The 13,312-nt window shown below is 62.6% G+C and carries 14 protein-coding genes; 6 read left to right on the top strand and 8 right to left on the bottom strand.

All coding sequences use genetic code 11. The features are described 5' to 3' along the window. Positions 1 to 12: 12 nt before the first annotated feature. Positions 13 to 792 carry a GntR family transcriptional regulator gene (locus tag ACT3TS_RS03930; protein ID WP_444530178.1) on the top strand — a complete coding sequence of 260 codons (780 nt, stop codon included), beginning with the start codon at positions 13 to 15 and terminating at the stop codon, positions 790 to 792. Between the two features lie 251 nt (positions 793 to 1,043). Here the strand turns inward: ACT3TS_RS03930 and qcrB are convergent, their stop codons facing one another. The 4 genes from qcrB to ctaE all read right to left on the bottom strand — a co-directional run bounded on the left by qcrB (position 1,044) and on the right by ctaE (position 5,360). After that, a complete protein-coding gene (qcrB, locus tag ACT3TS_RS03925; protein WP_444530177.1) occupies positions 1,044 to 2,714 on the bottom strand; it encodes a cytochrome bc1 complex cytochrome b subunit in 1,671 nt (556 codons plus the stop codon). A 2-nt stretch (positions 2,715 to 2,716) separates the two neighbouring features. Beyond that, on the bottom strand, positions 2,717 to 3,745 hold the full coding sequence (gene qcrA, locus ACT3TS_RS03920) for a cytochrome bc1 complex Rieske iron-sulfur subunit (RefSeq protein WP_444530176.1): 1,029 nt from the start codon (positions 3,743 to 3,745) through the stop codon (positions 2,717 to 2,719). Positions 3,746 to 3,842: 97 nt separating this feature from the next. Next, complete coding sequence (gene qcrC, locus ACT3TS_RS03915; protein ID WP_444530175.1) at positions 3,843 to 4,631, bottom strand: cytochrome bc1 complex diheme cytochrome c subunit; 789 nt, start codon at positions 4,629 to 4,631, stop codon at positions 3,843 to 3,845. 90 nt (positions 4,632 to 4,721) lie between these two features. Beyond that, positions 4,722 to 5,360 (bottom strand): aa3-type cytochrome oxidase subunit III, encoded by a 639-nt coding sequence (ctaE, locus tag ACT3TS_RS03910; RefSeq protein ID WP_444530174.1) that lies wholly within the window; start codon positions 5,358 to 5,360, stop codon positions 4,722 to 4,724. A gap of 186 nt (positions 5,361 to 5,546) precedes the next feature. Here ctaE and trpD point away from each other — a divergent pair, with 186 nt between their 5' ends. From trpD to ACT3TS_RS03890, 4 genes are all read left to right on the top strand, one after another. Further along, positions 5,547 to 6,611: an anthranilate phosphoribosyltransferase gene (trpD, locus tag ACT3TS_RS03905; protein ID WP_444530173.1), complete on the top strand. Its 1,065-nt coding sequence runs from the start codon at positions 5,547 to 5,549 to the stop codon at positions 6,609 to 6,611. A 247-nt stretch (positions 6,612 to 6,858) separates the two neighbouring features. Then, a complete protein-coding gene (locus ACT3TS_RS03900; protein ID WP_444530172.1) occupies positions 6,859 to 7,986 on the top strand; it encodes a sugar ABC transporter substrate-binding protein in 1,128 nt (375 codons plus the stop codon). Between the two features lie 107 nt (positions 7,987 to 8,093). After that, positions 8,094 to 8,993: an ATP-binding cassette domain-containing protein gene (locus ACT3TS_RS03895; RefSeq protein ID WP_444530171.1), complete on the top strand. Its 900-nt coding sequence runs from the start codon at positions 8,094 to 8,096 to the stop codon at positions 8,991 to 8,993. Beyond that, positions 8,990 to 10,309: a sugar ABC transporter permease gene (locus tag ACT3TS_RS03890; protein WP_444530170.1), complete on the top strand. Its 1,320-nt coding sequence runs from the start codon at positions 8,990 to 8,992 to the stop codon at positions 10,307 to 10,309. Before ACT3TS_RS03895 ends, ACT3TS_RS03890 begins: the two co-directional genes overlap by 4 nt. A gap of 80 nt (positions 10,310 to 10,389) precedes the next feature. On the opposite strand, the gene ACT3TS_RS03885 is transcribed toward ACT3TS_RS03890, so the two are convergent. Both ACT3TS_RS03885 and ACT3TS_RS03880 read right to left on the bottom strand, forming a co-directional pair. After that, positions 10,390 to 10,671, bottom strand: a complete 282-nt coding sequence (locus ACT3TS_RS03885; RefSeq protein ID WP_444530169.1) for an Lrp/AsnC family transcriptional regulator — start codon at positions 10,669 to 10,671, stop codon at positions 10,390 to 10,392. Positions 10,672 to 10,794: 123 nt separating this feature from the next. Next, the gene (locus ACT3TS_RS03880) at positions 10,795 to 11,187 is read right to left on the bottom strand and encodes a DUF3054 domain-containing protein (RefSeq protein WP_444530168.1); all 393 of its coding nucleotides are present in this window, start codon (positions 11,185 to 11,187) and stop codon (positions 10,795 to 10,797) included. Positions 11,188 to 11,360: 173 nt separating this feature from the next. Here ACT3TS_RS03880 and ACT3TS_RS03875 point away from each other — a divergent pair, with 173 nt between their 5' ends. Beyond that, positions 11,361 to 11,834 carry a VOC family protein gene (locus ACT3TS_RS03875; RefSeq protein WP_444530167.1) on the top strand — a complete coding sequence of 158 codons (474 nt, stop codon included), beginning with the start codon at positions 11,361 to 11,363 and terminating at the stop codon, positions 11,832 to 11,834. Between the two features lie 16 nt (positions 11,835 to 11,850). Here the strand turns inward: ACT3TS_RS03875 and ACT3TS_RS03870 are convergent, their stop codons facing one another. Continuing rightward, entirely contained in the window at positions 11,851 to 12,543 is a 693-nt protein-coding gene (locus ACT3TS_RS03870; RefSeq protein WP_444530166.1) for an AAA family ATPase, read from the bottom strand. 156 nt (positions 12,544 to 12,699) lie between these two features. Beyond that, on the bottom strand, positions 12,700 to 13,284 hold the full coding sequence (locus ACT3TS_RS03865) for a hypothetical protein (protein ID WP_444530165.1): 585 nt from the start codon (positions 13,282 to 13,284) through the stop codon (positions 12,700 to 12,702). Positions 13,285 to 13,312: the final 28 nt, after the last annotated feature.

Raw genomic sequence — 13,312 nt, 5'->3', positions numbered from 1 at the left:
CAGAGGAGTTTCATGGGCTATTCGGTGCCACCGGCGAGGGACATCCCGGGGGAGTTGGACAGGGATTCGAACGTTTCGGTCCATATTCAGTTGCGGGAACTGCTGCGCAATTACATTCTGAACCACAGCAAGGCGGGACGTCAGCTGCCGTCCGAACGTGATTTGGCCTTGCATTTTGGTGTGGCGCGGATGACCCTGCGCCATGCGGTCCAGGCCCTCGTGGAGGAGGAGCTGCTGGAGCGTGTTGTGGGGCTGGGCACTTTTGTGGCACGGGCAAAACTTGACGTCACGCTTAAACTGACGTCCTATTCGGAGGAAATGGCACGACGCGGCATGCGCCCGTCGGCCAGAACTCTCGCCTTTGAACAAATTCCCGCCACAGCCCGTCTCGCACGCGAATTGCAGCTCGAGGAGGGCCAGGGCGTTATCCGCCTTCGCAGGCTGCTGCTGGCCGACGAGGAGCCCATGAGCGTTGACGAGAACTTCATCCCCGCCTGGCGCGTGCCGGGCATCCTGGACGCGGGGCCGCCGTCGTCGCTGTACAACATTCTGGGAGAGCGGTACGGCCTCGTCATCGAATGGGGCGAGGACACCATCGAGGCCAATGCTGCCACGCCGTCCATTGCCCGGTTGCTGCAGGTGGACATCGGGGCGCCCGTGCTCCGGACGGAACGCCACGCGTTTGTGTCCCGGTCGACGGTCGACTACTCGGTGTCGTTCTACCGGGCGGACCGCTACAAGCTTCGTGTGCCGCTCCAGCGTCCCGGGGTGCGGGCCCGGCGCATGTACTAGCAGGCTCGCTTTGCTGTCCGCAGCGGGCCACGGGGCGACCTCCTGCGGGGCGCTGATGGCTGACCAGCCCCCGCTGCCTGTGACTCGAGCCCCGATGTCCCAGGAACGTGCGTCCCGGGAGTGTGCGCCCCGGCCGTTGTTCTCCGCAGGATCGAACGTGGGGGAGACCAGATCCGGCCCGTGAGGCAACAAAAAAGCCGTGGTGCGGGCCCCTTTCGGGATCCACACCACGGCCTCTCTTGGTTCAATCGTTAGTGCGTGATTGCCTTGTCGTCGTCACCGGCGGAAATTGCCTCGTGATGGTGACCGGCTTCCAGTTCCGACGGTGCGGCCGGGGCCACACGGTCCTCGAAGAAGAAGCCGCTGAGCCTGCTGCGCATCTTCTCCGTCTTGGTGACGATCCCGTTTTCGTTCGGGATGCCGTCTTCAGCAACGGGTGACTCGTAACCAACAAGCTTGTAGCGCTTGTAGTCGTCGAGTTGTGCGTGAATCTCCTGGAACTCGCCGTGCGGCAGGCGCACAATGCGGCCTGTCTCGCGGCCGTGCAGTGCGATCTCGCGATCCTTGCGCTGCAGCGCAAGCGCCACCCGCTTGGTGACGATGAAGCCCAGGATCGGGCCGATGAAGAACAGTGCCCGCAACCAGTACGTCACGTCGTTGAGGGATACCTCGAAGTGCGTGGCGATCAAGTCGGAGCTTGCCGCAGCCCACATGACGCAGTAGAAGATGAACCCTGCAACACCGATGGCGGTGCGAGTCGGGGCGTTCCTCGGGCGGTCAAGCACGTGGTGTTCGCGGTGGTCGCGGGTTACCCAGCGCTCAATCCACGGGTAGGCGAACAACAGCATGAACAAGATGCCTGCCGGGATCAATGCCGGCCCAAGCACGTTGAAGGACAAGGTGTTGGTGCCCCACGGGAATGGGATGTGCCATTCCATCGGGATATTGAAGAACCAGCCCGGCATCAAGCGCAATGCGCCGTCAACAAATCCGATGTACCAGTCAGGCTGGGTGCCTGCCGAAACGGGGGAGGGGTCGTACGGGCCGTAGTTCCAGACCGGGTTGATCTGGAAGAACGCGGAGATGAAGGCAATGATGCCGAAGACGATGAAGAAGAAGCCGCCAGCCTTTGCCGCGTATACCGGGCCGAGCGGGTAGCCGACGACGTTGCGGTCGTTGCGTCCCGGGCCGGGGTACTGGGTGTGCTTGTGAATGACAACCATGAACAGGTGGATGGCCACCATGAGCAGGATCAAGGCGGGCACCAGCATGATGTGCATCATGTACAGGCGGCCAACAATGACCGTGCCGGGGAATTCTCCGCCGAACAGGAAGAACGAAATGTACGTTCCGACAACGGGTACAGACTTGACCACGCCGTCAATGATGCGCAGGCCGTTGCCGGAGAGCAGGTCATCGGGGAGTGAGTATCCGGTGAAGCCGGCTGCCAGGGACAGGATCAGCAGTACGCCACCCACAACCCAGTTCAGCTCGCGGGGCTTGCGGAACGCGCCCGTGAAGAACACGCGCAGCATGTGCACGGCTACGGCAGCAGCAAAGAGCAGCGCCGACCAGTGGTGCACCTGGCGCATGAACAAGCCGCCGCGGACCTCGAAGGAGAGCCGCAGGGTTGAGTCGTAGGCCACCGACATTTCCACGCCCTTGAGCGGGACGTAGGGGCCGTTGTAGTGGGTCTCCGCCATGGACGGATCAAAGAAGAACGTCAGGAAGGTGCCGGAAAGAAGCAGGATGACGAAGGAGTACAGGGCGACTTCACCAAACATGAAGGACCAGTGGTCGGGGAAGACCTTCCGGCCGAATTCGCGCAGCATTCCTGATCCGCCGACACGCTCATCAACAAAGTTGGTGATGCGTCCGGTGGGTGTCTTGGCTTCGAACGGTGTTTGCGTTGCAGCAGACATGATTAGCCACGCTCCCAAAAGCTCGGTCCAACAGGTTCATGGAAGTCGCTCTGGGCGACAAGGTAACCGTCGGCGTCAACTGCGATGGGCAGCTGCGGCAACGGGCGGACTGCCGGGCCAAAGATGACCTTGCATTCCTGCGTCAAGTCAAAGGTTGACTGGTGGCAGGGGCACAGCAGGTGGTGCGTCTGCTGCTCGTAGAGAGCAACGGGGCAACCAACGTGGGTGCAAATCTTGGAGTAGGCAACGATGCCGTTGTATCCCCAGTCCTCGCGGCCTTCGGACGGGTGAAGGTCCTCCGGGTTGAGGCGCATCAAGAGCACAACAGCCTTCGCCTTGGCGGCGAGCTTGCCTTCGGTGAGCTTGTTCAGCGATTCGGGAATCACGTGGAAAGCAGAGCCGATGGTGACATCGGAAGCCTTGATGGGCGTGCCGTCGGGGTCGCGGGAGAGGCGTTCGCCTTTTTGCCACAGTGTGTGGCGCAGGGAGTCACCCGGCAGCGGACCAAGGTCGCGGAAGATGGCGATTGCCGGCAGGGGGGCCAGGGCCACGGCACCGATGAGGGTGTTGCGGATCAGAGGGCGGCGTTTGATGCCCGTCTCTTCAACGATGTCGTCGATGATCTGGACAGCTGCCACACGGTCTTCTTCCGTGCGCAGCTCGTGGCGGTCTTCAGCCACTTCGTGGTCAGGCATGAGGGCGCGGGCCCAGTGCACAATGCCGGTTCCAATGCCCAGCATGGCAAATGCCACGCCCAGGCCCAGGAACGTGTTCTGGAGGCGCAAAGTGGCGAAGGTGTCGTCAAGGCGCACGCCAAAGTAACCAAACATGAAAAGCAGCGTGCCCACGATGGAAATGACAAACAGCCATGCCACCTGGCGCTCGGCCCGCTTTGCCGCCTTGGGGTTCGTATCGGCCAGTCGCAATCGGTGTGGAGGCAGTCCCGGATCTTGGAACTTGTCCACCTCTTGCTGACCAGCCTTAGCTACGGCGTCCGAGCTTGTCGGCGAGCCGTCACTATGGTTGCCCATAATCCCCTCATCCTTCTCTTATCCCGGTGAATTCCCGGGGTCGTAATGTAAGTTTCTCGAGGCTGCCAATGCAGCCAAAATCTGTGGCTTCTTGTGACTACGAGGTACGTGAAGTCAGCCAGATGGTGAAGCCGATGATGACTCCCAGAACGGCTGTCCAGAGGAACAAGCCCTCGGATACCGGTCCCAGTGAGCCAAGCTTGGCGCCGCCGGGTGAGCCCTGGTTCTCGATCGTGTTCAAGAAGGTGATGATGTCGCGCTTGCCGTCGGGGCTGATGTTGGCGTCATTGAAGACGGGCATGTTCTGCGGCCCGGTGACCATGGCGCTGTAGATGTGGCTGTTTGACACACCGGCCAAGGGGGGAGCGAACTTGCCACGGGTCAAGGCGCCGCCTGCTGCAGCTGCGTTGTGGCACATGGCGCAGTTCACGCGGAAGAGCTCGCCGCCGACTGCCGCGTCGCCGCCGCCGTCGAGATACTGTTCCTCCGGCAATGCCGGCCCGTCACCCAAGGTGGCAACGTAAGCAGACAGTTCCCGTGTCTGTTCGGTGGTGAACTGCTTCGGCTTCTCACGAGCCTGGGGTCCCTGCATCTGCATGGGCATGCGGCCAGTGCCGACCTGGAAGTCGACGGCTGCAGCGCCAACACCGGCCAGGGACGGTCCAGCGTCCGTGCCGCTGGCGCCGACGCCGTGACAGGTGGCGCAGTTGGCGACAAAGAGCTTTTCGCCCTCATCGACCTGCTGCGCCGTGTAGGTGGTGGTATCGGCCTTGGCCTCATTCACGGTTGTGACAACGGCGTACAGCCCACCTGTCAGCATGAGCCCCAACACCAGCAACGCTAGTGCGGCCAGCGGATGACGTCGCTTCTGCGAAAGTGCCTTCACTTGGTGGTTCCTTTGATCTATATCCAGCAGCCCCTGGTGAGGGCCGCAAATGCTAATTCTTACGTTGGTTGAAGAAAGCCGTGTGCCAGCCTACTTCAGGACGTAGATGACCAAGAAGAGGCCAATCCACACGACATCCACGAAGTGCCAGTAGTAAGAAGTCACGATCGCGCTGGTGGCTTCGAAGTGTCCAAACTTCTTGGCCGCGTAGGCGCGCCCGATGATGAGGAGGAATGCAATGAGTCCGCCGATGACGTGCAGGCCGTGGAAGCCGGTTGTCATGTAGAAGGCAGATCCATAGGGGTTTGAATTCAGGGTCACGTACTCGGAGGTCAGCATGGCGTATTCGGTCGTCTGACCGGCTACGAAGACTGCGCCGAGAACGAAGGTCAACAGGAACCACTCCGTCATTCCCCACTTGGAGAACTGGAAGAGGCGTCCGGTGCGGCGAGGCCGAAGGTTCTCAGCGGTGAACACACCCATCTGGCAGCTGAATGAGCTGGAAACCAGAATCAAGGTGTTCACCAAGGCGAACGGGAAGTTCAGCTTGGCCGTTTCTTCCGCCCACATCCCACCAGTGGTGGAACGCAGCGTGAAGTACATGGCAAAAAGGCCGGCGAAGAACATCAGCTCACTGGCCAACCAAACTACGGTTCCTACAGAAACCATGTTCGGTCGATTCAGTGTCGGATGCGCCGGGGTACTGGGGGCATGGGTCACAGTTGTCACATAGACATTATGTCTATAAAACCCCAGAGTTCCCAATGCAAAACTCCGAGTCCCGGATCTTTTTCTACAAACTTGCGAAATTCCGGGGGATTCACAGGTTAAACCCAGATCCCTATGCACAACACAGTCCTTGTGTCAATGGTCACAATCGTTACAGAGGGCCTTGTTTCGTCTAACATCTTGAGAGTGAAACCTCTTGAAAACGCGTCCGCCGCCTCACGCACGTGGCCAAACCTGATCGCGGCCTTGATTGCCGGGGAAGACCTCAGCCAGGATGCCACCCAGTGGGCCATGAACACGATCATGACTGGAAACGCCACCGACGTGCAGATCGCCGGCTTCCTCGTTGCGCTGCGCGCCAAGGGTGAGACGGTTGCCGAAGTGACCGGGCTGGTGGAGGCCATGCTCGCCAACGCCCGTCCACTGCGGGTTGACGGGGATGCCCTGGACATTGTGGGCACGGGAGGGGACAGGCTCAACACCGTCAACATCTCCACCATGGCGGCCCTTGTGTGCGCGGGGGCAGGTGCCACCGTCGTCAAGCACGGGAACAGGGCCTCCTCCTCCGCAGCCGGTTCCGCCGACGTGTTGGAGAGTCTGGGGGTGCGTCTGGATCTGTCCCTGGAAAAGGTTGCCCAGGCGGCCACCGACGTGGGCATCACGTTTTGTTTCGCCAATTTCTTCCACCCCTCGATGCGTTACGCGGCCATCGCACGCAAGGAAATTGGCGTGCCCACGGCGTTCAACTTCCTTGGTCCGTTGATAAACCCGGCCAGGGTGGTGGCCTCGGCCATTGGGGTCGCCGACGCCCGCATGGCCCCGCTGATGGCCGGCGTCCTCGCCGCCAGGAACATTCGCGCCCTGGTGTTCAGGGGCAGTGACGGCCTCGATGAATTGACGACGACGGGCACCTCCACCATCTGGGAGGTCAGGGACAATAAGATCACCGAGAGCCACTTTGACCCGCTCGATCTGGGCATTCCCCGGGCCACGATAGCGGACCTGCGCGGGAAAAATGCCGACTACAACGCCGACGTGGTCCGGCGCATCCTTGACGGCGAACGCTCGCCGATCCGCGACGCGGTGCTTCTGAACGCTGCCGCCGGGCTCGTTGCCTACGACAGGTCCAGTTCCGGAACCCTCCTTGAGCGCATGAAGTTTGCCCTTGCCAGGGCCGAGGCCGCGATCGACGGCGGGGCCGCAGCCAATGTACTGAAATCCTGGGTCGCGCTGAGCACCGAAGCGCAATAACGCAGTTTGCAGTGGCTTGTTGCCCGGGCCGGCCTTGCGTGAAAAAATGGCCAGAAGACCGGGCTGTGAACCGCAGCCGCCCCGGTAGCTGGCGTTCCTGGAGGGGGCCTGCCCGGGCCCACGGGCCGCCTGCCACAGGAACCGACGGGAAAGTCGGGGCGTTCGGCAACCCTTGACGCCCACACCTTCGAGTGCGACGCTGGGACCAACCGCCAATGTCGGCGGCGCGTATCGGGAGGTTCTTTCCATGAAGATCGCCACGATGAGAGCGGTCGCCACCGGCGCCGCCCTCCTGCTGACACTGGGTGCCCTCGCAGGGTGCTCAAACGGGGCCGAAAACTCCGGTTCCAACGGCGGAGGCGGCGGCTCGTCGGGCGCCGCGGACAACAACGCCCAGATCGGGCTGCTCCTGCCGGACTCGGTCACGGCCCGCTACGAAAGTGCCGACAAGCCGTACTTCGAAGCCAAGGTCAAGGAACTTTGTGCCGGTTGCAAGGTGCTCTACGCCAACGCCGACGGCGACGCGTCCAAGCAGCAGCAGCAAGCAGAGTCGATGCTGACCCAGGGGGTGAAGGTGCTGGTCCTGGACCCCTTTGACGGGGAGGCAGCAGCCGCGATCGTCGCAGAGGCGAAGGCCAAGAGCGTGCCGGTCATCTCCTACGACCGGCTGATCAACAGCGCGGACCTGAGCTACTACATCTCCTTTGACAATGTGAAGGTGGGCGAGTTGCAGGCCACTGCGCTCGTTGACAAGCTCAAGGCCGATGGCGTGAAGCCCGGTGATGGCGGCATCCTCATGGCCAACGGCTCGCCCACCGACAACAACGCCAGCCAGTTCAAGGAGGGCGCCCACAAGGTCATCGACGCCAGCGGTTACAAGGTGCTCGCCGAGTTCGACACACCCGGGTGGGAACCCGCAAAGGCCCAGGACTGGGTGGCTGGCCAGCTGACCCAGTTCAAGGGCGAGATCAAGGGCGTGTATGCCGCGAATGACCAGGTTGGCGGCGCCGCAATCTCCGCCATGAAGGCGGCCGGTGTTTCGCCGCTTCCCCCGGTCACCGGCCAGGACGCAGAGCTGGCAGGCATTCAGCGCATCCTAGCAGGGGACCAGTACATGACCGTCTACAAGGCACTTAAGCCGGAAGCCGAAAAGGCTGCCGAGCTCGCCATCTCCCTGACCAAGGGCGAATCGCCGAAGGGCGACGTCACGGTGAAGACCAAGGGCGGAGCCGAGATCCAGTCGTTCCTGCTGACGCCCGTAGCGGTCACTGCGGACAACATTGAGGACACCGTGGTGAAGGACGGATTCTACAAGGCATCCGAGATCTGCACCGCAGATTACAAGGAAGCCTGCGACAAGGCCGGCATCAAGTAACACCCACACCAGCTCGGGGCTGCCGCAGGGCGGCCCCGAGCTGGTGTTCCCACGCCATTCGCCCGCTGGCCACCACCCGACTGATCGCCGACTTCAAGGAGATGCACGTGACGTTGCAAGCCTCGTCAATCCAGCACACCGGGCCCCAGGGGGAACCCGTGATCAGCTTGCGCGGCATCTCGAAAAGCTTCGGCGCGGTCAGGGCCTTGGACGTGGTCGACCTGGACATCTTCCGCGGTGAGGTCGTCGCGATTGTCGGTGACAACGGTGCAGGCAAGTCCACGCTCGTCAAAATACTGGCAGGGGTGCATCCACAAGATTCAGGCACCATCAGCTTCGACGGCAAACAGGTCTCGATCACGTCACCGGCAACATCCCGATCCTTGGGCCTGGCCACCGTGTTCCAGGACCTCGCCCTCTGCGACAACTTGGACGTGGTGTCCAATCTCTTTCTCGGCCACGAAGTTGGCAATTTCACCCTCGACGAAGAAGAGATGGAGAAGAGGTCGTGGGAGCTCCTGCGCCAGCTGTCCGCAAAGATCCCGTCCGTACGAATCGCTGTCGCCTCGCTCTCCGGCGGGCAACGCCAAACGGTGGCCATCGCCAGGTCGCTGATCGGTGAACCTGCGGTGGTCATCCTTGACGAACCAACGGCTGCCCTGGGAGTCGCGCAAACCGCGGAGGTGCTCAACCTCGTCGAGCGGCTGCGCGAACGCGGCCTCGGAGTGGTGCTGATCAGCCACAACATGGCGGACGTGCAGGCCGTCGCCGACCGCGTCGTCGTACTCCGGCTGGGACGCAACAACGGTGATTTCATGCTCGCCGATGTCAGCTACGAAGAGATCATCGCCGCGATTACCGGCGCCACCGACAACGCGGTGACCAGGCGGGCGAGCGCCCAGACAGGCAGCGGTCGAATGCGAGCTGCCGAACCGAGCGGCGGGGCGGAAGCTGTTGGGGCGGAGAGCGACGACGGAAACGGCCCGGGGGAGGACCTGACATCATGACCACGCCGACAAACCCTGTGACACCGAAGAAACCACTGGAACCGAAGCGTGCCGGAAAGCCACATCAAAAGACAGCCGAAACCCCGGCCAAGCTGGCCGCCGACCGGCAGGATGAGCGGCTCGCCCGGAATGAGGGCCTGGGCGGCGCCATCCAGTCCTTCCGCGTGCGGGTGGCCGGCGGCGACCTCGGCTCGCTGCCGGTGGTGATAGGCCTGATCGTCATTTGGGCGATCTTCCAGATCATGAACCAAAACTTCCTCTCCGCAAACAACCTGGTGAACCTGTCGCTGCAGTGCGCAGCCACCGGCACGATCGCGATCGGTGTGGTGCTTGTGCTGCTGGTGGCGCAGATCGACCTCTCGGTGGGCTCCATCAGCGGTCTCTCGGCCGCCATCCTGGGCGTGGGCATCACGGTCGGCGGCTGGCCGATCTGGCTTGCCATCGTGGTGGCCCTGGCCGCGGGCCTGCTGATCGGGCTCATCTACGCCGTCCTGTTCACCCGGTTCGGCGTGCCAACGTTCGTGATCACCTTGGCCGGGCTGCTCGCCTTCCTCGGCCTGCAACTGCGGGTGTTGGGGCCCAACGGGTCGATCAATCTGCCCTATGAGTCGTGGATTGTGCAGTTTGCGCAGCGCTGGTTTCTGCCACCGTGGCTCGCCATCCTGCTGGCCGTTGTTGCCGCGGGCGCCATGTTCGGCTCGGATTGGCTGCGTGCCAGACGACGCCGTTCGGCCGGACTGTCGACCGGCTTGGTGTCGTTGATGGTCATCAAGAGCGCGGCGCTGCTGGTGGTCTTGATTGTCGCCGTCGCTTATTTGGCGACCGACCGCGGAATCGGGCTGATGTTCCTGCTGTTCGTCCTGCTGGTCGTGACGATGAATTTCTTCCTGGGCCGCACCCGATGGGGGCGCTCGGTCTTCGCCGTCGGCGGCAACGTCGAAGCCGCACGGCGCGCAGGCATCAAGGTCAATCGCGTCTACATTTCGGTGCTCATGCTCGGCACGTTTTTCGCGGCACTGGGCGGTCTGCTTGCCTCGGCACGGCTGACTTCCGCGAGTTTGTCGAGTGGCGGCGGCGACACGAACCTTGTCGCCATTGCGGCGGCAGTCATCGGCGGAACGAGCTTGTTTGGCGGACGCGGAAGCGCCTATTCGGCGTTGCTGGGAATCCTGGTGATCCAGTCAATTTCCAACGGGCTGACCCTGCTGAACTTGGATTCGTCAATCCGCTACATGATCACCGGGGCGGTGCTGCTGCTCGCAGTCATCATCGATTCGCTGTCGCGCCGATCGCGTGCGAGCCACGGCCAGGCCTAGCGGGGACACGCCGGGCATGATCACGCCGGGGCCGCTCCCGGGCGACGTCCTGCCAGGGGCGTTGGGGGCGGGTCTGGGAGTTAGTTGTCGAAGCCCAGCGAATACGCGGCATCCAGATCACGCTGGGAGTAGGCGCGGAAGGAGATTTGTGTGGTGGTGGAGACCACTGACTTGACCTTGGAGAGCTTGTCGGCGATGACATCGGCCAGGTCTTCATGCTTCTGCACGCGGGCAATGGCGATCAAGTCCCATTCGCCCGTCACGGAGTAGACCTCGCTGATTCCCGCGAGTTCGGAGATTTCCTGGGCGGATTCGGGGATCCGTGTGGCATCAGTTTTGATCAAGACAAAAGCGGTGATCACAGGTGGGTTCCTTGTCATGTGGCTAATGGGAAATAGTGCTCATGTTGATCGTAACCCAATGAGCGCCGGGGCCACCGTCGGCGGATGCGCCTGTCGGTCGATGGAGGGTGCGGCGGTCAGCTGTCAGGGCCGCTGGTTGCGACGTGCCACCCAGGCTGCGATGAACCTGTGGCCCAGCAGGAAGACTGCCAGGACGATCGTGGCGACGATGACAAAGGGCAGTTCCGCAGTATTTCCGGAGGCAATGCGCAGGGCCATCCCGCCGGCCACCGTGATCAGCCACAGACAGATGCCCTGGGGCCGGATGCGGAGGGGTTGCTGCCACATGCGGCACACGAGCCAGCCGATGGCCAGGGATGCAAGGAAAGGCCATGCCGTCTCGAACACCCCTCCTGCCGTGAGGCTTTCCTGGTGCGAGCTGCGGCCCGAGAGGGCAAAGAGCACCACCAGCACAATGTCTGCGGCGGCTGCATAGAGAAGGATCTTGGACCCGGGGGTAGTCTTCGTTTCGTTCACCCTTGGAGTTTAGCCGCAATCCTGTGCAGTCCGTTTTCCTGACCGTCCGTCCCGGCAACCGCATTCTCGGGCGGCCAAAGCTACGGGTGGGTAGGCATTGTCGCAGGACGCCGGTCGATCTAGGCTTTTTCACAGGCCAATTGATTGGTGTGGAGCGCAGGGGAGTGGTGAACATGGCTGGCATTGGGACGTGCCTGTGGTTTGACGGGCAGGCCGAAGAGGCCGCAAATTTCTATGTGGGGTTGTTCCCCAACTCACGCATCGGCGAGGTATTGCGCTGGGGCGGGGACGGGCCGGGTGTGCCGGGGTCGGTGCTGACAATCTCCTTCGAGCTCGACGGCCGCAGTTTCCGGGGCCTCAACGGCGGTCCCGAGTTCACGTTCAGCGAGGCAATTTCCTTTGAGCTGTTCTTTGACACGCAGGCAGAACTGGACGAGAAGTGGAACGCCCTGACGTCCGACGGCGGCCAGGAGAGCCAGTGCGGTTGGCTCAAGGACAAATTCGGGGTGTCGTGGCAGCTGGTTCCGACCATGATGACGGGGGTGCTCAACGGCCCCGACCCGGACGGCGCGGCCCGCGCCATGCAGGCCATGATGGGCATGAAAAAACTGGTGATCGCCGAGCTTCAGGCGGCCTACGACGGCTGAGCTGGAATGGCCGGCATTAAATGTATTTCAAGAACCGCTGCGGGGCAGCCAGGAACGAGCGCCAGCTTTGCACGAGTTCCAGCTCTTCCCAGTTTTTGGCCCGCAATCCCCAAGGCCCCACCTCGTAAATGTCGGCACCCGGCAGGGAAGCCAACAGCGGGGAGTGGGTGGAAAGGATGACTTGAGAGTCGCCGTCGTCCAATAATTGCGTCAGGACACTGAGCAGCGAGAGGCAGCCGGAGAAGGAAAGTGCCGATTCGGGCTCATCCAGGATCCAGATCCCGCCGCCGCGAAATCTGTCGACGATCAGCTGCAGGAACGATTCGCCGTGGGACATCTCGTGGAAGCTGATGTCGGCCCGCCCGCCGCGCGGGTTGTCCTCCAAATAGGTGAAGAAGCCGTGCATGGTTTCGGCGCGCAGGAAGTAGCCGTACTTGCTGGTGCCGGCGTTGCGGACGACCTTCAGGTACGAGTGGAGGTCCGATTCGGTGGGGCGGCTGTGGTGCATGGCACCGGTGGAGCCGCCCTCGGGATTCACCCCGCAGGCCATGGCGATGCCCTCCACCAGCGTTGACTTGCCGGAGCCGTTCTCGCCCACGAAAACTGTGGCGCGGCCCAGGTTGATGCCTTCGCGCAGGATCTGCTGCACCGGGGCGAGGGTGGCCGGCCACGCGTCCGGGTCGGGCGGGTTGAAGTCGTTTCTGCCCACGTGGCGGATGGGAATTTCCCCAAACATCATGGCAGGTTGACCCGGTGCGCCGTCAGGGTCCGGCGGCCTGAGGCCGTCAGCAGCCTTGCGGGATCGTGATGTGTCATAACGCCATCCTGCCAGTCTTTGGGTGCCAGGTTGCTTTCGGCAGGAGCGTCAGTCCCGGTAGTGGGGCTGTTGCTCCCCTGGATTTGCCCGCACAACGTCAAGGCGGCCGTCCGCCAGGAGTGCCGCTATGGCGTCGCTGCTTGCGCCAATGCCAGCCCAGTGCGGGTCCACGTCCGAGGCTGCGCACCATGCGTGGTCGGCGGGCCAAATGAGGGCAGGGACCGGCAGCCACGGTTGACCGGGGGCCTGATCCTCCGGGGCAACGTCCCAAGTTCCGGCTTCCGAGACCTTTCCACTGTAGAGAAAGTAGGAGCGGTTGGGGACGTCGACCCGGGCCCCGGGCATGGCGAAGCCAAACCCGTCCCAGAAGCAAAAGAAGAGTTCGTCCGGTGTTGTTGTGTGTTTTCGCAGGGCAGCAACAGCAAATTCCAGCTGCTGCGTTTCCGTGGGTGCATCCGGGCCGGGGGCAGCGTGATTTTCGCTTTGTCCGGGCTGTGCCGGATCCGGGATGAACCGCAGCCGCGCATGCCCGTCGAAGCCGGCCGGACCAAAACCGACAAGCTGGTGCCATGGGAGCTGCGAGGACGTGATCCAGTCCGCTGCGGAGGAGTCGGTGCAAGGTTTAATGCCCATGGGATCACCCTACCCGCCCGCGAACGGG

The sequence above is a fragment of the Specibacter sp. AOP5-B1-6 genome (genome assembly GCF_052376555.1).
In the GTDB taxonomy this organism is placed as follows: domain Bacteria; phylum Actinomycetota; class Actinomycetes; order Actinomycetales; family Micrococcaceae; genus Specibacter.
This window is presented reverse-complemented; position numbering and strand designations above follow the sequence as displayed.

What these genes read in the sequence shown, in the direction of transcription:
- ACT3TS_RS03930 (WP_444530178.1), top strand. Translation starts at nt 13, where the DNA reads ATGGGCTATTCGGTGCCACCGGCGAGGGACATCCCGGGGGAGTTGGAC.
- qcrB (WP_444530177.1), bottom strand. Translation starts at nt 2,714, where the DNA reads ATGTCTGCTGCAACGCAAACACCGTTCGAAGCCAAGACACCCACCGGA.
- qcrA (WP_444530176.1), bottom strand. Translation starts at nt 3,745, where the DNA reads ATGGGCAACCATAGTGACGGCTCGCCGACAAGCTCGGACGCCGTAGCT.
- ACT3TS_RS03900 (WP_444530172.1), top strand. Translation starts at nt 6,859, where the DNA reads ATGAAGATCGCCACGATGAGAGCGGTCGCCACCGGCGCCGCCCTCCTG.
- ACT3TS_RS03890 (WP_444530170.1), top strand. Translation starts at nt 8,990, where the DNA reads ATGACCACGCCGACAAACCCTGTGACACCGAAGAAACCACTGGAACCG.
- ACT3TS_RS03875 (WP_444530167.1), top strand. Translation starts at nt 11,361, where the DNA reads ATGGCTGGCATTGGGACGTGCCTGTGGTTTGACGGGCAGGCCGAAGAG.
- ACT3TS_RS03865 (WP_444530165.1), bottom strand. Translation starts at nt 13,284, where the DNA reads ATGGGCATTAAACCTTGCACCGACTCCTCCGCAGCGGACTGGATCACG.